The following is a 17,971-nucleotide window of genomic DNA, read 5'->3' on the forward strand; positions in this document are numbered from 1 at the left end:
CCAGCCTGGCCGAGGGGGCCAAGGAAACTTCGGGGGCCGAAGTTTCCTCGGAAGTGGGCCGTCGATCGGGATGATTACTTCTTGTCCTTCACTTCGGTGAACTCCGCGTCGACGACATTGTCGTCCGCCGGCTTCGCAGCGGGCTCGGGACCTGCCCCAGGCGCTGCGCCGCCGGCCGCTGCATCTGCGGCACCTGCCGCGCCTGCCGCGGCCTGAGCATCGGCGTACATCTTCTCGCCCAGCTTCTGGCTGGCGGCCATCAGCGCTTCCGTCTTGGTTTCGATCGTCGCCTTGTCCTCGCCCTTCAGCGCTTCCTCGACGTCCTTGAGCGCTGTTTCGATCTTTTCCTTCTCGCCGCCTTCGAGCTTCTCGCCGTGTTCGGTCAGCGATTTGCGCACGCTGTGCACCAGCGCGTCGGCCTGATTCTTGGCCTGCACCAGCTCGAGCTTGAGCTTGTCCTCGGCCGCGTTCAGCTCGGCGTCCTTCACCATCTTCTGGATCTCTTCCTCGGACAGACCCGAGTTGGCCTTGATGGTGATCTTGTTTTCCTTGCCGGTGCCCTTGTCCTTGGCGCTGACATGCAGGATGCCGTTGGCGTCGATGTCGAAAGTCACCTCGATCTGCGGCACGCCACGCGGTGCCGGTGGAATGCCTTCGAGATTGAACTCGCCGAGCAGCTTGTTGCCCGAAGCCATCTCGCGCTCGCCCTGGAACACCTTGATCGTCACGGCCGGCTGGTTGTCGTCGGCCGTCGAGAAGGTCTGCGCGAACTTGGTCGGGATCGTGGTGTTCTTCGTGATCATCTTCGTCATCACGCCGCCGAGCGTCTCGATGCCGAGCGAGAGCGGGGTCACGTCGAGCAGCAGCACGTCCTTGCGGTCGCCAGCCAGCACCTGACCCTGGATCGCGGCGCCCACGGCCACGGCCTCGTCGGGGTTCACGTCCTTGCGCGGCTCCTTGCCGAAGAATTCCTTGACCTTCTCCTGCACCTTGGGCATGCGCGTCATGCCACCGACCAGGATCACGTCGTCGATCTCGCCGACCTTGACGCCCGCGTCCTTGATCGCCGTGCGGCAAGGCTCGATGGTGCGCTCGATGAGTTCTTCGACCAGCGCCTCGAGCTTGGCACGTGTGAGCTTGAGGTTCAGGTGCTTCGGGCCCGACGCATCGGCCGTGATGTACGGCAGGTTGATGTCGGTCTGCGAGCTGTTCGACAACTCGATCTTGGCCTTCTCCGCGGCTTCCTTCAGACGTTGCAGCGCGAGCACGTCCTTGCTCAGATCGACGCCCTGCTCCTTCTTGAACTCGGCAATGATGTAGTCGATGATGCGCTGGTCGAAGTCTTCGCCGCCCAGGAAGGTGTCGCCGTTGGTCGACAGCACTTCGAACTGTTTTTCACCGTCGACATCGGCGATCTCGATGATCGAGATGTCGAAGGTGCCGCCGCCGAGGTCGTACACGGCGATCTTGCGGTCGCGCTTGTCGGTCTTGTCGAGACCGAAGGCGAGAGCGGCTGCCGTCGGCTCGTTGATGATGCGCTTGACTTCCAGGCCGGCGATGCGGCCTGCGTCCTTGGTGGCCTGGCGCTGGCTGTCGTTGAAATAGGCCGGTACGGTGATCACCGCCTCGGTGACCGGCTCGCCGAGATAGTCCTCGGCGGTCTTCTTCATCTTGCGCAGCACTTCGGCGCTGACCTGCGGCGGCGCCAGTTTCTTGCCACGCACTTCCACCCAGGCGTCACCGTTGTCGGCGGCCGTGATGCTGTAGGGCATCAAGTCGATGTCCTTCTGCACTTCCTTTTCGGTGAACTTGCGGCCGATCAGGCGCTTGACGGCATACAGCGTGTTTCTCGGATTGGTGACGGCCTGGCGCTTGGCCGACGCGCCGACGAGGATTTCGCCGTCTTCCTGGTAGGCAATGATCGAGGGCGTGGTGCGGGCGCCTTCGCTGTTCTCGATGACCTTGGTGGTATTGCCTTCCATGATGGCAACGCACGAGTTCGTGGTGCCCAGGTCGATGCCGATGATCTTTGCCATGTCGATGACTCCTTGAAATCAGAAATTCGGTTGTCGTCTAATTGTGGATAACTGCAGTGGTTTCAAGTCGCCGAGGCGGCTGAAATGCGCTCGCGCAGACCCGCGACCGCTTGCTGGAACTGGGGCAGGCCCGGCCAACTGGTGATGCGCCCGAGCTTCTTGCCCTTGTGGAAGAAATAGAAGGTCGGCACGCCATGCAGGCTGAAGCGGAGGCCCAGCTCGCGGTCTTCGTAGACGTTGGCCTGCAGCCAGTGCACGCCTTGGGCCTTCAGCTCGGCTTCCTTCAGTACCGCGGCTTGCTTGAACTGCTCGCAGTTGAAACAGTGGTCGCCCCAGAAGTAGACCCCCACGAGCGCCTCGCCGGCGGCGGTCAGCGCGCCGTCGAACGTCGCCGCGCTGACGGGCTGCATGCTGAAGCGATCGAAGAAATCGTCCACCCGGGCCTCGCGTTTACTTGGGGGCGGCCACAGTGACCAGCGCCGGGCGCAGCACGCGCTCGGCAATCAGATAGCCCTTTTGCAGCACGGCCACGACGGTGTTGGCTTCCTGCTCGGCGGGCACCATGCTGATTGCCTGGTGATGGTGCGGGTCGAACTTGTCGCCCGTGGCGGGATGGATCTCCAGCACCTTGTTGCGTTCGAGTGCCTGGGACAGCTGACGCAACGTCGCATGAACGCCTTCGCGCAGTTGCTCCGGGGTGCCGCCCTGGGCCGCCAGTGCGGCCTCGAGGCTGTCCTTCACCGGCAACAGGCTTTCAGCGAAGCCTTCAACGGCGAACTTCCGAGCCTTGGAGATTTCCTCCTCAGCGCGACGTCGAGTGTTCTCGGCCTCGGCCTTGGCACGCAGGAAGGCGTCGGCCATCTCGGCATGCTTGGCCTCGAGTTCAGCCAGCCGCTGCTCCGGCGTCGCGCCGGCGGCCTGTGTGGACGCTTCCGTGGGGGCGTCAACTGCTTGATTCGCTTGGGTATTTTGAGGTTCTGTCATCACATGCGGTCCCGTCAAAGCGCAGGAAATGGGGGTGGCCGCCTCGGCTTCAAGAGGGTGCGATGCAAAAAACGCCCCCGATCGTGGCGGCGTGCGACGGTAAAGTCAGGAGACGTTTGCGACAAACGGTCATGTCCGTTTTCGATACCATGCACGCTTGTGGGAAAAAATCGCCGTTCGAGCGGCGCAGGATGCCGTTCGGCCCCTGCTGCTGCCGTTCGGAACGACGGCCGCACAGAATGGGTCACTTTCCCGCCCCACCACCTTCGATCCCCGCATGCAGAAGTCCACTGGTACTGACAAGGCCCTCCCTGGCGGCGGTGCGCCGGCATCGGCCGTCGTTCCCAGCGATCAGCATGCGGAAGTGGCGCTGCGCGCCAGCATGGCGCTGATGGTGCCTGTCACCCGCTGGCTGATCCGCAACGGTGTGCAATATGGGGCTTTCACCTCCGCATTGAAAGCGGTGTTCCTGCAGATTGCGCGCGAGGAAATCGAGGGCAGCGGCCGCAAGGCGACCGATTCGGCGCTGAGCATCCTGTCGGGGGTGCACCGCAAGGACGTCCGGGCATTGACCGGGGCAGATGCGCCGCGGGACCTCAAGCCGAAGTCGGTGTCGCTGGTCTCGCAGGTTTTCACGCGCTGGGTCACGGATGCCCGCTACCGCCATCCGGACGGGGCGCCGCGACGTCTGGCCCGGCTGGGCGACCAGAACTCCTTCGAAGCGCTGGCGCGCGAGATCTCGACCGACGTGCATCCCCGTACCGTGCTGGACGAACTGGCGCGGCTGCGTCTCGTGAAGCTCGAGGACGAGCACGTCGAGCTGTTGACGGCCGCATTCGTTCCGGCCGACGACTACGAGGAGCTGGCCGGCCTGCTGGCCGCCAACACCGGCGATCACCTGTCCGCCGCCGTGCACAATCTGACGACGCGCCAGCCGCGCTTCCTGGAGCAGAGCGTGTTCGCCGACGGCTTGAGTGCAGAATCGGTGCGCGAACTGAGTCAACTTGCCCGGGAACTATGGGCCGAGGCTTTCCAACGCATGGTGGCCGAGGCACAGACGCGCTACGAGGCGGACCGCGAACACCCGGCGCCGCATCGCATGCGATTCGGCGTCTATTACTACAGCGAACCGGCCGGCGACGAGACGGCGGCGACGGGCACCTGAACGCAACGCTATGAAGGCGACCACCTTGTACAAACTTCTTGCCGTCTGCCTGGGGGCGCTATTGACCGGGTTGGCCGCCTGCGGCGGTGGCGGTGGCGGCGTCGGTTCCGGAGGCACCGGGCAGGCGATGAGCGCCGGCTCCGGCACCGTGACCGGATTCGCCAGTGTGATCGTCGACGGCGAGGAGTACGAAGACGACGGCGTGACGCCGATGACCGAGCTCACATGGGGCCAGTTGACCGCCACGACCGCCAGGCTCGGCCACTTCGCAGAGATCGGTTTCGACCGCGACGGCTCCGTGCTGCGCGCCCGCAGCATTCGTCTGGACGCGGCCGTGGCCGGGCCGGTCGACAGCGTCGACGCCGACGCGCAAACCCTGCAGGCCCTCGGCCTGACGGTTGTCGTCAACACCTCGCCGGCGACAGGCCCGGTCACGGTGTTTGCGGGCGTCAGCGGGTTGTCGGATCTGGCCGCCGGTGACCTCGTCGAGGTACACGGCGTCCCGCGCTGGAATGCCCAGACCAGCCGCTACGACGTTCAGGCGGGGCGTATCGAGAAGCTGACGGCGGCGCTGTCGGCCTACCGTCTGAGCGGCGTCGTGCAGGGCCTGCAGACCGGCGCCTCCGGTCCCACGTTCACTCTCGGCGGCCTGACGATCGACGCGGCCGGTGCTTCGGTCCTGCCGTCCGGGCAAGCGCTCGAAAATGGCCGCCGGGTGATCGTGTGGACTGCGGCCGCACCGGTGAGCGGCAGCCTGCAGGCGACCGGCATTCGCGTCATCGTGCGCGAAGAAGGCAGCAGCAGCGCTCCCGCACGGCTGGGCGGCGTCGTCGGGCGGCTCGACACGGGGGCAAAGACGTTCGATGTGGCCGGTGTGACGGTGACATATGACGGAGCCCAGGTGACCCCTCCGGTTCGGCCGCTGGAGAATGGCGCTTATGTTCTGGTGCGTGGCCGCTACGCCGACGACGGCAGCTTCGTGGCGGACCACGTCAAGCTGCGCCGGCCTTCGCAGGACGACGACGATCTCGAGGTGCGGCTCGAGGGCGCGATCTCCGACTACGCCAGCGATGCGTCCTTCCTGGTTCGCGGCATCGAAGTCGATGCGAGCGGCGTCAACGCGCGCCCTGGCTGCGGGTCGCAGCCGTTGGCAAACGGCCGCCGGGTCGAAGTGGAAGGCGAAATTCGCGCTGGCGGCAGCAGCGGGTCGGTCGTGCGAGCGACGAAACTGTCTTGTGTCACGACGCCATGAAGGTGCGGGTGGCGCTGCGGTGCCGCCTGCGATTCAGCGCTTGCCGCTGACGTCGTCGGCGCTGGCGCTCCAGCGTTGCCAGTCGGCCAACTGGCGCCGGTCGCGCTTGGTGGGGCGGCCGTGCTCCAGCGCCTGTGACGGATCGGCCAGGAAGCGCCGGTTGCGCGCGAATTCCTCGCGCGCGGCGATGCTTTCCGCCGTTTCTTCGTAGAGCTGCTGCGCCACCGGGGCGGGCCCGCGCACCTCGCTCAGACCCCGCACGATCACCGTGCGAGGGATCTGTCCCTGCCTCACCAGCAGCCGGTCGCCGACACGCACCTCGCGTGACGGTTTCGCCGCTTGGTCGTTGACCTGCACGCGGCCTTTGTCGATTTCATCCGTGGCGAGGCTGCGCGTCTTGAAGAAGCGCGCAGCCCACAGCCATTTGTCGAGCCTGACACCGTCCATGCCGCTATTGTCGCGCGGTCGGCGCGGCGGCGGCTGGGAAGACCACGACTGCATCCAAGCCCGCGACGCGGCCCTGTTCCGTGCGGTTGACCAAGTCGATCGTCGCGCCGAGCGACTGGCAGATCTCGCGACAGATCGCGAGGCCAAGGCCGCTGCCGGTGTTCGGGTGGCCGGTGTGGAAAGGCTCGAACAGGTGTTCGCGCTGCGAGGCCGCCAGACCCGGGCCGCTGTCGCGTACCACCAGTCGGACGCTGGTGCTGCCCGGCACGACGAGCACGCTCAGGGCACCACGCGGCGGTGTTTCGCGAATGGCGTTGTGTAGCAGGTTGCGCAGCAGTTCGCGCAGCATCCAGGGATGGCCGCGCAGGTAGGCGTCGTGCGCGTCGAGCTCGAAGTCGAGGTGCTTGTCGGCGATCAACGGCGAGAGGTCCACTGCCACGTCGCTCGCAATCTCGGCCAGGTTCAGCGTCTCGCGTTGTGCTTCGCCGTGGACCTGTTCCACCTTGGCCAGCGCCAACATCTGGTTCGCCAGCGCGATGGCGCGGTCGACGGTGGCGTTCATGGCCTGCAAGGCGTCGGGCGCCGGCGGTCCGGCCAGGGCATTCTGCACCTGCGTCTTCAAGACGGCCAGCGGCGTGCGCAGTTGATGCGAGGCGTCGCGCACGAAGCGAAGCTGGTGGCCGACCAAGCGTTGCAGCCGCTGCATCAGCGTGTTCAGCGCAGTCACCATCGGCTGGAGTTCGCGCGGCGCCTGCTCCGCGCGGAGAGGGGAGAGGTCTTCCCCGCTGCGTGACAGCAGCTGCCGGCGCAGCGTCTCGACCGGTACCAGCGCGCGCGCGACGACCACCCAGACGACCAGCGCGACGACGGCGATCAGCATGGCCTGCCGCAGCAGCGTGTCGAGGAGGATCTCTCGCGCCAGCTTCTGCCGTACTTCCAGCGTTTCGGCCACCTGGATCAATGCCATGCCGCGAGAGCCTTCCGCTGCGACCGGCTGGTACAGCGCGGCCATGCGTACCGTCTCGCCACGGAACTCCACGTCGTAGAAATCGACCAGCGCCGGGTAGGCGGTCTTCTGCGGGATCCTGCCGCGGTAGACCGGCAGATCTTCGTAGCCGGACACGAACTCGCCCTCGAATCCGTCGATCCGGTAGTACATGCGGCTGTTGTTGGACGCCTCGAAGATCTCCAGGGCCGCGTACGGCACCTCGACGCGCAATTCGTTGCCGTCGATCTGCAGCAGCTCGCCGATCGATCGCGCGGATGCGAGCAGCGAGCGGTCGTAGGCCGTGTTGATCGAACGCAGTGCACCCCGATAGAGACTGACCGTGTCGACCAGCACGAACAGGGCAATCGGCGTGATGATCCACGCCAGCAGGTAGCGGCGCAGCGACTGCGGGGCACGAAGCGGCATCAGGGGCCGGCCGGTTCGGCGCGCAGCAAGTAGCCCAGCCCTCGCAGTGTTACCAGTGCGACGCCGGAACCAGCGAGCTTCTTGCGCAGGCGGTACGCCACCACTTCGATGGCCTCGAACTGGATCGTGCTTTCCATCGGGAACACCAGCCGGAACAACCGTTCCTTGGGCACCGCATGGCCGGGCTTGGCCATCAGCGCTTTCAGCAAGGCCTGCTCCCGCGGAGTCACCTCGAGAATCTCGTCACCCAGGTAGAACGCACCGGACTCGCGCTCCAGGCGCAACGGGCCGCATTGCAACGCCGCCTCCGGTTCACCTTGGGCGCGGCGCAGCAGGGCGCGGATGCGGGCCTCGAGCTCGTCCAGGTCGAAGGGTTTGGCCAGGTAGTCGTCGGCACCGGCGTTGAGCCCCTGGATGCGATCGCCCACCGCCCCACGTGCCGTCAATACGAGAATGGGCGCGGCGACGCCGTGCGAGCGCGCCTTCTGCAGCACGGCCAGCCCGTCCATGCCCGGAATGGTGAGGTCGAGCAGCGTCAGGTCCGGCGTGGCGAAGCGCAGGCGCTGCAGCGCGTCGTTGCCGTTGGCCGCGACTTCGACCTCGAAGCCGCGGCGTTCCAATGCCAGGCGCAGCGCGCGGGACATCGATTCGTCGTCTTCGACCAGCAGGAGTTTCATGCCCGCCAGTGTGCACCGCCGGCCACGGTTTGCACCCTGGCACTTCCCAGGAGGCCCGCGACAGTTTTTTGACAGGCGCTGCTCGCGCTTTCGACAGCGCCGTGACAGTTCGGTGCCGCACCTAGGGGCTTGCCCTGATCCCCGCCGGCGGGAGGACGCACGAGGATTGCTCCATCGCTCAACGCCACACTGAAGAGGAGACTGCAATGCGTCGAGATTTCCTGCAAAGAATCGGTCGCACGGCGGCGGCCGGTGTTCTCGGGTCCCTGGTGGCCCTGTCGGCTCCCGCTGTCCTGGCACAGGACAACTTCAAGATCATGATCGGCGCCAACCCTGGCGGCGGCTACGACCAGACGGGCCGCGGCATCGGCAAGGCGATGCAGGAGGCCGGCGTGGCCGGTTCCGTGACCTATGAAAACAAGGGCGGCGCCGGCGGTACGATCGGCCTGGCGCAGTTCGTCAATGCGAGCAAGGGCGACCCGAATGCGTTGATCGTCACCGGCGCGGTGATGGTGGGCGCGGTGGTGCAGAACAAGCCGCCGGTCACGTTGGACAATGCGACGCCGATCGCCCGGCTGCTGGCCGAGTACAACGTGTTCGTCGTGCCGGCCGACTCGCCGCTCAAGAGCATGAAGGACGTGATGGAGCAGCTGAAGAAGGACCCGGCCAGCGTCAAGTGGGGCGGTGGTTCCAAGGGGTCGGTCGATCACGTCAGCGTGGCGATGATCGCCCGCGAAGCCGGCGTGGACGTCGCGAAGGTCAACTACGTGCCGTTCAAGGGCGGTGGTGAAGCCACCGCAGCCATCCTCGGCGGGCATGTCACCGTAGGTACCAGCGGTTACGCCGAGCTGGAAGAGTTCATCAAGACGGGCAAGATGCGTGCGCTCGGCGTGACCGCACCTTCGCGCTTGCGCGGCAGTGCGGTGCCCACGCTGGTCGAGCAGGGCATCAACGTCTCGATCGGCAACTGGCGCGGCGTGTACGGCGCGCCCGGCATCACGCCGCAGCAGCGTCAGAAGCTGATCGACAATGTCGCCAAGGGCACCAAGACCAAGGCCTGGGCCGAAGCACTGGCGGCCAACAACTGGAGCCCGGCGCTGCTGACGGGCGACGACTTCGCCAAGTTCGTCGAAGAGGAGCACGCTCGCCTGCGGGCGTTGATGGTGAAGGTCGGCATGCTCTGAGTCTTCGCCGCGGGTGCGCCGGCGCTGCTGGCGACGGTGCATCCGACATTCGATACATACATGAAGTACCCTGAACAACAAGCCGTGGGCATCGGCTGCATGGCACTCGGCGGCTTGCTGGCCGCTGGTGCCATTTCCATTCCGTCCGACGCTGGCTACGCCGGCGTCGGCGCCGACTTTCTGCCCTGGCTTGTCGCCACGGCACTGCTGGTGTGCGGCGGCTGGCTGGTCTACGAAGCGCGCAGCGGAGGTTTCCGCGCGCTCGAGGCGCCAAACGACGAAACCGCGGCCAACTGGCGCTGCATGGCGTGGGTGTCGGCCGGACTGCTGCTCAACGCCTTGCTGATCACGCACATCGGCTTCGTGTTGTCGTGCGCGCTGCTGTTCGTGCTGGCGGCGCGCGGGTTTCGCCTGTCAATGGGGCAAGACGTGCCGGCGCGCCGCATGCTGAGCGATGCCGCGATGGGCCTCGTGATCTCTGCGCCTGCCTACTGGCTCTTCACGAAGGCCCTCGGCCTGACGCTGCCGGGGCTCACCCGGACCGGCTGGATCTGACGCGAGCCGCATCTCATGGAACTCTGGCAACACCTGCTCGGCGGCTTCTCGACCGCAGCGACTCCGATCAACCTGATGTGGGCCTTCATCGGCTGCTTCGTCGGCACTGCGGTGGGCGTGCTGCCGGGCATCGGCCCTGCGCTGACGGTCGCGATGCTGCTGCCGCTGACCGCCCACCTCGAACCGACCGCCTCCATGATCATGTTCGCCGGCATCTACTACGGCGCGATGTACGGCGGCTCGACCACTTCCATCCTGCTCAACACGCCGGGCGAGACCGGTACGATGGTGACGGCGCTCGAGGGCAACCTGATGGCCAAGAGCGGCCGGGCCGGGGCGGCACTTGCGACCTCGGCCATCGGCTCCTTCGTCGCTGGCTCGATCGCCACGGTGCTGGTGACCCTGTTCGCGCCCGGCATTGCCGAGTATGCGCTGCGCTTCGGCCCGCCCGAATACTTCGCCTTGATGATGCTGGCCTTCACGACGGTCTCGTCGGTGCTCGGCAAGAGCACCCTGCGCGGTCTGGTGAGCCTGTTCCTCGGGTTGGCGATCGGGCTGATCGGCATCGACCAGATCTCGGGGCAGGCCCGCTATGTGCTCGGAGTCGCGGAACTGGTCGACGGCATCGAGGTGGTGTTGGTCGCGGTGGGCCTGTTTGCCGTCGCCGAGGCGATGTACCTGGTGCTCTACCAGGGGCGGCAGCACGAAACGCGCAACGCGATGTCGCGCGTGTGGATGACGCGTGCCGACTGGCGGCGCTCGTTGCCGGCCTGGCTGCGCGGGACGGTCTTGGGTTTCCCGTTCGGCACCATCCCGGCCGGTGGCACGGAGATCCCGACCTTCATCTCCTACGGCATGGAGAAGAAGCTGTCCAAGCACAAGGAAGAGTTCGGCACCTGCGGCGCCATCGAAGGAGTCGCGGGCCCCGAGGCGGCCAACAACGCGGCAGTGACCGGTGCGATGGTGCCGCTGCTGACGCTGGGCATTCCGACCTCGACCACGGCGGCGATCATGCTGTCGGCCTTTCAGAACTACGGCATCCAGCCGGGGCCGACGCTGTTCCAGACCTCGTCGACGCTGGTGTGGGCGCTGATTGCGTCGTTGTACATCGGCAACGTGATGCTGCTGGTGCTGAACCTGCCGCTGGTCGGCATGTGGATCAAGCTGCTGAAGGTGCCCAAGCCGGCGTTGTATGCCGGCATCCTGATTTTCGCGACAGTGGGCGTCTATGGCATGCGGCAATCTGCCTTCGATCTCGTGCTGTTGTACGCCATCGGTCTGCTGGGCGTGTTGATGCGACGGTTCGACTTTCCGGCGGCACCGGTGATCGTGGGCATGATCCTCGGGCCCATGGCCGAGGCGCAATTGCGCAACGCGATGTCGATCGGCGAGGGGCACTGGAGCGTGTTCGTCGAGCGGCCCCTGTCGGCCACGATCCTTGCGATCTGCGTGCTGGTGCTGCTGATGCCCCACTTGCTGCGGCGGCGAGCGCTGCGGCAGCAACTGCGTCAGGAGCAACTGGCCGCCGGGGAGGGCGTGGGCCGCTGATCAGCTCTTCGCGCCGAGGGCCAGTGCCCGCTCGCGCTGTGCCTTCAGGGCTGCCGGCTCCGCAGCCGGCACCGGCCAGCCGGCCAGATGCTGTTGCGCGATCGCGGCCAGCGCGGCGATCCACTCGTGCTGGTCGTTGAGGCAGGGAATGTACCGAAACTCCTGCCCGCCCGCGTTCAGGAAGGCCTGGCGGCCTTCCATCGCGATTTCCTCCAGTGTCTCGAGGCAGTCGCTGACGAAGCCGGGGCAAATCGCGTCGACGCGCTTGACGCCGGCTTTGCCGAGTTCGTGCAGTGTCGGCTCGGTGTAGGGCTGCAACCACTCGGCCCGGCCGAAGCGGCTCTGGAACGTGACCTTGTATTGCGATTCGTCCAGCCCCAGCCGGTCGGCCAGCAACCGGGCGGTCTTGTGGCACTGGCAGTGGTAGGGGTCACCGAGCGTCAAGGTGCGGCGGGGCACGCCGTGAAAACTCATCACCAGTCGGTCCGGCCGGCCGTGCACCATCCAGTGGTGCGCGATGCGCTGGGCGAGCGCGTCGATGTACATCGGGTGGTCGTGGTATTGGTTGACGAAGCGGAATTCAGGCAGGCGGCGCACGCCGCGCGCCCAACTGTGGACGGCATCGACGACGCTTGCGGTGGTGGTGCCCGAGTACTGCGGGTACAGCGGCAGTATCAGAACCCGGGTGGTGTTGCGCGCCTTCAGCGCGTCGAGGCGGGAAGCGATCGACGGCTGGCCATAACGCATTGCGAAGTCCACCGCCACCGGTTGACCCCGTTCGCCGAGGTAGCCTCGCAGCAGCTTCGCCTGTTTTTCGGTCCACACCCTCAGCGGCGAGCCTTCCGGCATCCAGATGCTGGCGTACTTGGCGGCCGACTTCGTCGGTCGCGTGCGCAGGATGATGCCGTGCAGGATGGGCTTCCACGCGAAGGCCGGAATCTCGACCACGCGCGGATCAGCGAGGAACTCCGCCAGGTAGCGGCGCAGCGCCGGAGCTGTTGGCGCGTCCGGTGTGCCGAGGTTGCACAGCAGCACCGCGGTGGCTTCCGGCGCGCCGTGGGTGTGCGCGGGTTCGGATCTGAAGCTCATGGTGGCCGATTATTCCCGAGCGGGTCCTACGCAATCCGCGCCAGCCGTGGGGCGATCCGGTCGACGTCGGCGATCACCTTCTTCACTTCGATCGGCTTGGTCCAGTAGCCGAGGAAGCCTGCGTCGAGTGCCCGCTGGATGTCCTCCGGCATGGCATCGGCCGAACACATGAAGGCCGGCACATCGCGCAGGCCATGCACGTCGCGCAGTTGCTGCAGCACCTCGAACCCTGTCATGCCCGGCAGGTGCGCGTCGAGCACCAGGACGTCGGGCCGCCAGTCACCCACGATCTCGAAGGCCTGTGGCCCGTCTTCCGCGATCATGAGATCGATGCGGCCGGACAGCTTCATGGCCTCCTCGAACAGCAAGGCGTTGATCGGGTTGTCCTCGACGTAGAGCATGCGCACCTGCTCGCACGGACCGATCGACGCCTGTTCTCGAGCGATCGACACTTCCGGCGCGGCTGCGGGCAACGCCTGGTGGGCCAGCCGCACCATCAGCGTCACGCAGGTGCCGCCACCCGGCTCGCTGCTGACTTCGATGCTGCCGTGCATTTCGTCGATCAAGCGCTTGGCGATGATGAGCCCGAGGCCGGTGCCTTCGATCGGCGAAGTCTCGCGGCCCAGCCGCTCGAACGGTTGGAACAGCCGTGCGAGCTGGTCTGGTCTCAGACCCTCGCCGCTGTCTTCGATCAGGATGTCGATCGCATCGCTCTGGCGGTCGCCCAGGCTCAGCCGCACGATGCCGTCGGCGCGGTTGTACTTGATCGCGTTGGAGACGATGTTGAGCAGCACCTGGCGCAGCCGCTGCGCGTCGGCCAGCACCAGCACGTCCTCGTCGATGCGGTTGTCGAGTGCCACTGCCGATGACAACGCCAGCGGTTGCAGCAGCTCGAGCGTTTGCTCGACCGTGCGCTGCAGAGAGATCGGCTCGATGGTGATCGCCAACTGACCGGCCTCGACCCGCTGCAGATCGAGCACGTCGTTGATCAGCGCCAGCAGGTGCTGTCCCGCCTGCAGCATATGGTCGGCGTAATGACGCACCTGCGACGACGAAGGTTGCGTGCTGGTCGCGCCGAGCTTGAGCAACTGCGAGAAGCCGATCATGGCGTTGAGCGGCGTGCGCATCTCGTGGCTCATGCGCGAAAGGAATTCGGTCTTGGAGCGGCTCGCCAGCTCGGCGGCCTGCTTGTCGCGCAGCGCCTTCTCGGCGTCCTTCAGGCGCGTGATGTCCGAGTAAGTGCCGACGATGCGCAGCGCGCGGCCCTGCTCGTTGCGCTGCACCACGCGACCGCGCTCGAACACCCACAGGTAGCGGCCGCTCTTGTGCCGAATGCGGTGCTCGGACTGATAGACCGACACGTGGTCCTTCAGGTGCAGTTCGAGCTTCTCGAGCACCTGCGGCAGATCGTCGGGATGCACGCGCGACGACCACTCCTGGGGCGAGTCGCCCAGCTCTTGCTCGGCGTAGCCGAGGATCTCCTTCCAGCGGCGCGAATAGTAGACGCGGTCGGCCACGGCGTCCCAGTCCCAGACGCCGTCGCCGCTGCCTTCGAGCGCGAACTTCCAGCGCTGCTCGCTCAGCGACAGGGCCTGTTCGGCGCTGCGCTGCTGCGTGATGTCGCGGAACGTCACCACCGCAGAAAGCGGCTTGTCCTGCGGTGCCATCCGCAGCGGCTGCGCGCTCACGCCGAGCCAACGCAACTGCCCGTCGCGACGGCGCAAACCATACACCCGTTCGGGCACCGGCTCTCCGCTTTGCAGCGTGCGCGCCACGGGATGCTCGGCAGCAGGCAGCGGCTGCAGCGACTCGGTCAGCAGCTCCAGCCCCGGCGCCATTACGAGCTCCTCCATCGTCGCGTCGAGGATGCGGCAGGCGGCCGGATTGACCGCGACGACGTAGCTTCCGCTCGTGACGACCATCAGGCCGTCGCTGATGGACAGCGCGACCGAGCGGTAAAGCTCCTCGCTCAGCCGCAGCCGTTCGGCGGCAATGCTGCGCTCGGTGATGTCGGTCTGCACGCCGATGAAATGCGTCACGCGGCCGTTCGCCTCGTGCACCGGCGCGATGTGCAACTCGTTGATGAAGCGGGTGCCGTCCTTGCGGTAGTTGTTGAGCACCGCGGTGGCCGATCGGCCGCGGCGCAGCGCATCGCGCAGCGTCTGCAGCGCCGGCTGGTCGGTTTCCGAGCCTTGCAGGAAGCGGCAGTTGCGGCCGAGCACCTCGTCGCGGCTGTAGCCGGTGAGGCGCTCGAAGGCCGGGTTGACGTAGACCACGGGCTGGCCGGGCGCGAGCACGTCGACGACGGTGATCGGCAGCGAGGCCTCGGCCTCGATGGCACGCTGCATGATCTGGAGCTCGCGCTCCATCGTGCGCAGCTCGGTCAGGTCGCGCACGATCAACAGCACCTGCGTCTCCGACATCGGCATGAAGCGACCTTCGAAGGTGCGCATCGATTCGCCCAGCGGCAACAGGTCGTATTCCACTCGCTGCAGCGTGCCTGTCGCGAGCGCCCGGCGCAATCCATCACGGTGCTGCACCGCGACTGCTGGCGGCAGCGTTTCCTCGATGCCGCGGCCGCGGATCTCGTCGAACGGCAGATGCAGCAGATGGCGCGCCGCCGAGCCGCATTCCAAGTAGCGGCCCTCTTCGTCCATCACGAACCACAGGTCGGGCAGCGCCTGCAGCACCGCCGCGGTGCGGGCCTCGGACTCGCGCAACTGCGCTTCGCGCCGCCTTTGGGCCTCGCGCGAGCGGCGCTGCGCCTCGACTTCCTCGGTGACCACCCGTGTCGCGCCGCGATAGCCTCGGAAGCGGCTCAGCGAGTCGAACACCGGGATGCCGCTGATGGACACCGTGACCCGGCCGCGCGGGGTCATGCGATCGGCGATCAGATTGGAGAAGGGCTCCTGGCGCGTGCGAGCCACGAGATAAGCCTCATAGGAGGCGGCGTGCTCCGGATCGTCGCGCCTGAGCAGGATCTCTGCCGAGGTGCGACCCCGCTCGTCCTCGACGCGCAGCCCGGTGTGCGTCTCCATCGTCGCTGACGCCCAGGTGATGCGGCCGTCGGCATCGGTTTCCCACAGCCAGTCGGTGCCGGCCCGGCTGGCCGTGCGCACCCTCGCTTCCTGCAGACGCCAGCGTTGTTCCTTCAGGCGGGCCTGCAACATGTCGCTGACCATGCGGGCAACGTCGCGCAGCGCCTCCAGCGCCGGCTCGCCGAAGCGGCGCGGCTTGATGTCCATCACGCAGACCGTGCCCACCCGGTGGCCTTCGACGGCGACCGGCATGCCTGCATAGGCCTGTGCGTGCGGCTCGCCGGTGACGAACATGGCGTCGGCGAATCGAGGGTCTTCCGGCAGATGGTCGATCTTCAGCACGTCCGCCCCGAGAATCGCGTGCGCGCAGAAGGCGTGCTCGCGGGGGGTCTGGCGGGTCTCCATGCCGTGTACTGCCTTGAACCACTGGCGCTCGGCATCGACCAGGCTGATCATCGCGATCGGGCAGTTCATGAGCCTTGTCACCAACCGAACCGCCGCATCGAAGCATTCCTCGGGTTCCGAATCGAGGATGCGCAATTCGTGAAGTATGCGCAGGCGCTCGGATTCGTCGGCGGGGAGGGCGGCAGGGGTCATGGACTCGCAAGGCTCGGGTCAGGCCGCCGCACTATAGGACATGCGGCGGTGCCGTTTACCAACGGTTTCTCCTTAGATCGGCAAAAATGCGGCGCACCTGAGTTGCGTTACCTTTTGCGGGTGCCCAGTTTGCCGAGGACTGCCGATTTGAAACCCCTGCTTGCCCTGACCCTGGATCTGGACGACACGCTGTGGCCGATCTGGCCCGCCATTGCACGCGCCGAGGCCGTATTGCACGCCTGGCTGGCGGAACGTGCACCGGCGACTGCCGCCCGCCACGATGTCGCCTCGCTGCGCCTGCTGCGCGACGAAGTGGCGCGCGAGCGTCCGCAGTGGGCGCACGACCTGACGGCCATCCGCCTGGAGAGCCTGCGCCTGGCACTGACGCAATGTGGTGACGATCCGGCGTTGGCCGACGATGCGTTTGCGGTGTTCTTCGCCGAGCGCCAGCGTGTCGATCTGTTCGACGATGTGCTGCCGGCGCTGGACAGGCTGGCGTCGCGCTACCAGCTGATCGCGTTGAGCAACGGCAACGCGGACCTGCAGCAGGTGGGGTTGGCGCGCTGGTTCCGCGCGGCCGTATCGGCGCGCAGCTTCGGCGTCGGCAAGCCGGACGCACGCATCTTCCTCGAGGCGTGTCGTCAGGCCGGCGCAGCGCCCGGGCAGGTGCTGCACATCGGCGACGACCTCGCGCTGGACGTGCAGGGCGCTTTGGCCGCCGGCTTGCAGGCGGCGTGGGTGGTGCGACCGCAGGTGCACCCGACGCCTGGCGAGGCGCCGCCGGGCACGCATCACGTCGTCAGGGATCTTGCGGAATTGGCCGACCGGATCGGCGTCTGAACGAAGGGGCGAAGCCGGTTCGACCCGGTCTCAGCTTCCCGTGCCGGGCAGCTGGCTCGCATACGAGAACACCTCGAAGTGCAGGCATGCGGCGCGTGGGTCGGCCGGCGTCGCGCCCAGACCGATCACGCCGTTGCCGTGCAGCATGCACACGCCGCGGCGCAGCACGACGATTTCGGTGTCGCCAGTGAAGCGCACGAAGCTGCCGTTGCTGCTTTGATCGGACAGGTGGAAGTTGCCGCCATGCCACTCGATGCGTGCGTGCAGCCGTGACACGCGCGAGTCGTCGATGCAGAACGTCGAATCCGGGCTGCGGCCGACGACGATCGGCGTCTGCTGTGCCGTGAAGACCTGCTGTGCTTCGCCTGAAACCGCCAGCCGAATGCAGTCGGCCAGTGGTGTGTCGGTGAAGTCGGTAAACAGCGTCGATGGCGGCGCATCGTCGTCATACCAGGACTCGAGGCGATAGACGTGGCAGGGCTCGCTGCGGCCACGCAGGTGCAGACGCTCCAGGCTCTTGAAGCGCTGGCGCTCGACGGCGGCGAGCTGCTCGTGCACCTGCTGGGTGATCAGCACCTCGTTGTCGCCGGCGTGATCGAGCAACCGCGCCGCCACGTTGACCGCGTCACCGAAGCTGTCGCCGGCGACCTCGACGATCTCGCCATGCGCCATGGCGACATACAGGCGCAGCGCAGCGGCGCCGGTGTCGGCTTCGGCCATGATGCGCGCGATCGAGTCCTGCATCTCGCGCGCCGCGTGCACTGCGGCGGGAGCACCGTCGAACAGTGCCATCAGGCCGTCGCCGAGCGTCTTGACGACCTTGCCGCCATTCTGTGCGACGACGCGACTCAACAGGCCGATGGTCTGCGTGACGATCGCCGCGGCCTGCGCGTTGCCCAGGGTACCGAACAGCGCCGTGCTGCCGCGCAGGTCGGCGAACAGGACGGTGCGGGCCACGGAGTCTGTCATGGGGGGCAGGAATCGTCACGAAGCGGCGAACGCGCCGAGTGTAGCGTGCGCCCTTGTCAATGAAAAACGGCCTTCCGACTCAATGCGGAAGGCCGTTGTGCAAAACACGAAGATGTGAAGCAAGTTGCCAGGAAACGGCGGCTTTCATGGCTTTTGCCTACGCCAGCCTTACAGGA

At 66.6% G+C, this 17,971-nt stretch carries 15 protein-coding genes; 6 read left to right on the forward strand and 9 right to left on the reverse strand.

What is annotated here, in order from left to right:
* Positions 1–74 precede the first annotated feature (74 nt).
* The 3 genes from dnaK to grpE form a co-directional block, all read right to left on the reverse strand.
* Positions 75–2,036, reverse strand: a complete 1,962-nt coding sequence (gene dnaK / locus M8A51_RS09805; protein ID WP_251778037.1) for a molecular chaperone DnaK — start codon at positions 2,034–2,036, stop codon at positions 75–77.
* 62 nt (positions 2,037–2,098) lie between these two features.
* Positions 2,099–2,446, reverse strand: coding sequence for a thioredoxin family protein (locus M8A51_RS09810; RefSeq protein ID WP_251778435.1), 348 nt, complete (start codon positions 2,444–2,446; stop codon positions 2,099–2,101).
* A gap of 40 nt (positions 2,447–2,486) precedes the next feature.
* The gene (grpE, locus tag M8A51_RS09815; protein ID WP_251778437.1) at positions 2,487–3,020 is read right to left on the reverse strand and encodes a nucleotide exchange factor GrpE; all 534 of its coding nucleotides are present in this window, start codon (positions 3,018–3,020) and stop codon (positions 2,487–2,489) included.
* Between the two features lie 277 nt (positions 3,021–3,297).
* Here grpE and M8A51_RS09820 point away from each other — a divergent pair, with 277 nt between their 5' ends.
* Complete coding sequence (locus M8A51_RS09820) at positions 3,298–4,185, forward strand: DUF6502 family protein (RefSeq protein ID WP_251778038.1); 888 nt, start codon at positions 3,298–3,300, stop codon at positions 4,183–4,185.
* A 166-nt stretch (positions 4,186–4,351) separates the two neighbouring features.
* On the forward strand, positions 4,352–5,437 hold the full coding sequence (locus M8A51_RS09825) for a DUF5666 domain-containing protein (RefSeq protein ID WP_251778039.1): 1,086 nt from the start codon (positions 4,352–4,354) through the stop codon (positions 5,435–5,437).
* Positions 5,438–5,470: 33 nt separating this feature from the next.
* On the opposite strand, the gene M8A51_RS09830 is transcribed toward M8A51_RS09825, so the two are convergent.
* Genes M8A51_RS09830 through M8A51_RS09840 form a run of 3 tightly spaced genes read right to left on the reverse strand, consistent with a single transcriptional unit; the run spans position 5,471 to position 7,975 of the window.
* Complete coding sequence (locus tag M8A51_RS09830) at positions 5,471–5,884, reverse strand: RNA-binding S4 domain-containing protein (RefSeq protein WP_251778040.1); 414 nt, start codon at positions 5,882–5,884, stop codon at positions 5,471–5,473.
* A 4-nt stretch (positions 5,885–5,888) separates the two neighbouring features.
* Complete coding sequence (locus M8A51_RS09835; protein ID WP_251778041.1) at positions 5,889–7,298, reverse strand: sensor histidine kinase; 1,410 nt, start codon at positions 7,296–7,298, stop codon at positions 5,889–5,891.
* The gene (locus tag M8A51_RS09840; RefSeq protein WP_251778042.1) at positions 7,298–7,975 is read right to left on the reverse strand and encodes a response regulator; all 678 of its coding nucleotides are present in this window, start codon (positions 7,973–7,975) and stop codon (positions 7,298–7,300) included. Before M8A51_RS09840 ends, M8A51_RS09835 begins: the two co-directional genes overlap by 1 nt.
* Before the next feature lie 206 nt (positions 7,976–8,181).
* Between M8A51_RS09840 and M8A51_RS09845 the strand changes: the two genes are divergently transcribed.
* From M8A51_RS09845 to M8A51_RS09855, 3 genes are read left to right on the forward strand one after another with little or no spacing between them, the layout of a single operon-like run.
* Entirely contained in the window at positions 8,182–9,159 is a 978-nt protein-coding gene (locus M8A51_RS09845) for a Bug family tripartite tricarboxylate transporter substrate binding protein (protein ID WP_251778043.1), read from the forward strand.
* Positions 9,160–9,219: 60 nt separating this feature from the next.
* The gene (locus M8A51_RS09850; RefSeq protein WP_251778044.1) at positions 9,220–9,714 is read left to right on the forward strand and encodes a tripartite tricarboxylate transporter TctB family protein; all 495 of its coding nucleotides are present in this window, start codon (positions 9,220–9,222) and stop codon (positions 9,712–9,714) included.
* A 15-nt stretch (positions 9,715–9,729) separates the two neighbouring features.
* On the forward strand, positions 9,730–11,262 hold the full coding sequence (locus tag M8A51_RS09855; protein ID WP_251778045.1) for a tripartite tricarboxylate transporter permease: 1,533 nt from the start codon (positions 9,730–9,732) through the stop codon (positions 11,260–11,262).
* Here the strand turns inward: M8A51_RS09855 and hemH are convergent, their stop codons facing one another.
* Both hemH and M8A51_RS09865 read right to left on the reverse strand, forming a co-directional pair.
* The gene (gene hemH, locus M8A51_RS09860) at positions 11,263–12,351 is read right to left on the reverse strand and encodes a ferrochelatase (protein WP_251778046.1); all 1,089 of its coding nucleotides are present in this window, start codon (positions 12,349–12,351) and stop codon (positions 11,263–11,265) included.
* Between the two features lie 26 nt (positions 12,352–12,377).
* Positions 12,378–15,986: a PAS domain S-box protein gene (locus M8A51_RS09865; RefSeq protein ID WP_251778047.1), complete on the reverse strand. Its 3,609-nt coding sequence runs from the start codon at positions 15,984–15,986 to the stop codon at positions 12,378–12,380.
* 147 nt (positions 15,987–16,133) lie between these two features.
* Between M8A51_RS09865 and M8A51_RS09870 the strand changes: the two genes are divergently transcribed.
* Positions 16,134–16,826, forward strand: coding sequence for an HAD family hydrolase (locus M8A51_RS09870; RefSeq protein ID WP_251778048.1), 693 nt, complete (start codon positions 16,134–16,136; stop codon positions 16,824–16,826).
* Between the two features lie 30 nt (positions 16,827–16,856).
* On the opposite strand, the gene M8A51_RS09875 is transcribed toward M8A51_RS09870, so the two are convergent.
* Complete coding sequence (locus tag M8A51_RS09875; protein WP_251778049.1) at positions 16,857–17,783, reverse strand: adenylate/guanylate cyclase domain-containing protein; 927 nt, start codon at positions 17,781–17,783, stop codon at positions 16,857–16,859.
* Positions 17,784–17,971: the final 188 nt, after the last annotated feature.

It is taken from the genome of Caldimonas mangrovi (assembly GCF_023721835.1).
Classification (GTDB): domain Bacteria; phylum Pseudomonadota; class Gammaproteobacteria; order Burkholderiales; family Burkholderiaceae_C; genus Caldimonas; species Caldimonas mangrovi.

What these genes read in the sequence shown, in the direction of transcription:
- M8A51_RS09865 (WP_251778047.1), bottom strand. Translation starts at nt 15,986, where the DNA reads ATGACCCCTGCCGCCCTCCCCGCCGACGAATCCGAGCGCCTGCGCATA.
- M8A51_RS09850 (WP_251778044.1), top strand. Translation starts at nt 9,220, where the DNA reads ATGAAGTACCCTGAACAACAAGCCGTGGGCATCGGCTGCATGGCACTC.
- M8A51_RS09820 (WP_251778038.1), top strand. Translation starts at nt 3,298, where the DNA reads ATGCAGAAGTCCACTGGTACTGACAAGGCCCTCCCTGGCGGCGGTGCG.
- hemH (WP_251778046.1), bottom strand. Translation starts at nt 12,351, where the DNA reads ATGAGCTTCAGATCCGAACCCGCGCACACCCACGGCGCGCCGGAAGCC.
- dnaK (WP_251778037.1), bottom strand. Translation starts at nt 2,036, where the DNA reads ATGGCAAAGATCATCGGCATCGACCTGGGCACCACGAACTCGTGCGTT.
- M8A51_RS09810 (WP_251778435.1), bottom strand. Translation starts at nt 2,446, where the DNA reads ATGCAGCCCGTCAGCGCGGCGACGTTCGACGGCGCGCTGACCGCCGCC.
- M8A51_RS09835 (WP_251778041.1), bottom strand. Translation starts at nt 7,298, where the DNA reads ATGCCGCTTCGTGCCCCGCAGTCGCTGCGCCGCTACCTGCTGGCGTGG.
- M8A51_RS09845 (WP_251778043.1), top strand. Translation starts at nt 8,182, where the DNA reads ATGCGTCGAGATTTCCTGCAAAGAATCGGTCGCACGGCGGCGGCCGGT.
- grpE (WP_251778437.1), bottom strand. Translation starts at nt 3,020, where the DNA reads ATGACAGAACCTCAAAATACCCAAGCGAATCAAGCAGTTGACGCCCCC.
- M8A51_RS09840 (WP_251778042.1), bottom strand. Translation starts at nt 7,975, where the DNA reads ATGAAACTCCTGCTGGTCGAAGACGACGAATCGATGTCCCGCGCGCTG.
- M8A51_RS09855 (WP_251778045.1), top strand. Translation starts at nt 9,730, where the DNA reads ATGGAACTCTGGCAACACCTGCTCGGCGGCTTCTCGACCGCAGCGACT.
- M8A51_RS09830 (WP_251778040.1), bottom strand. Translation starts at nt 5,884, where the DNA reads ATGGACGGTGTCAGGCTCGACAAATGGCTGTGGGCTGCGCGCTTCTTC.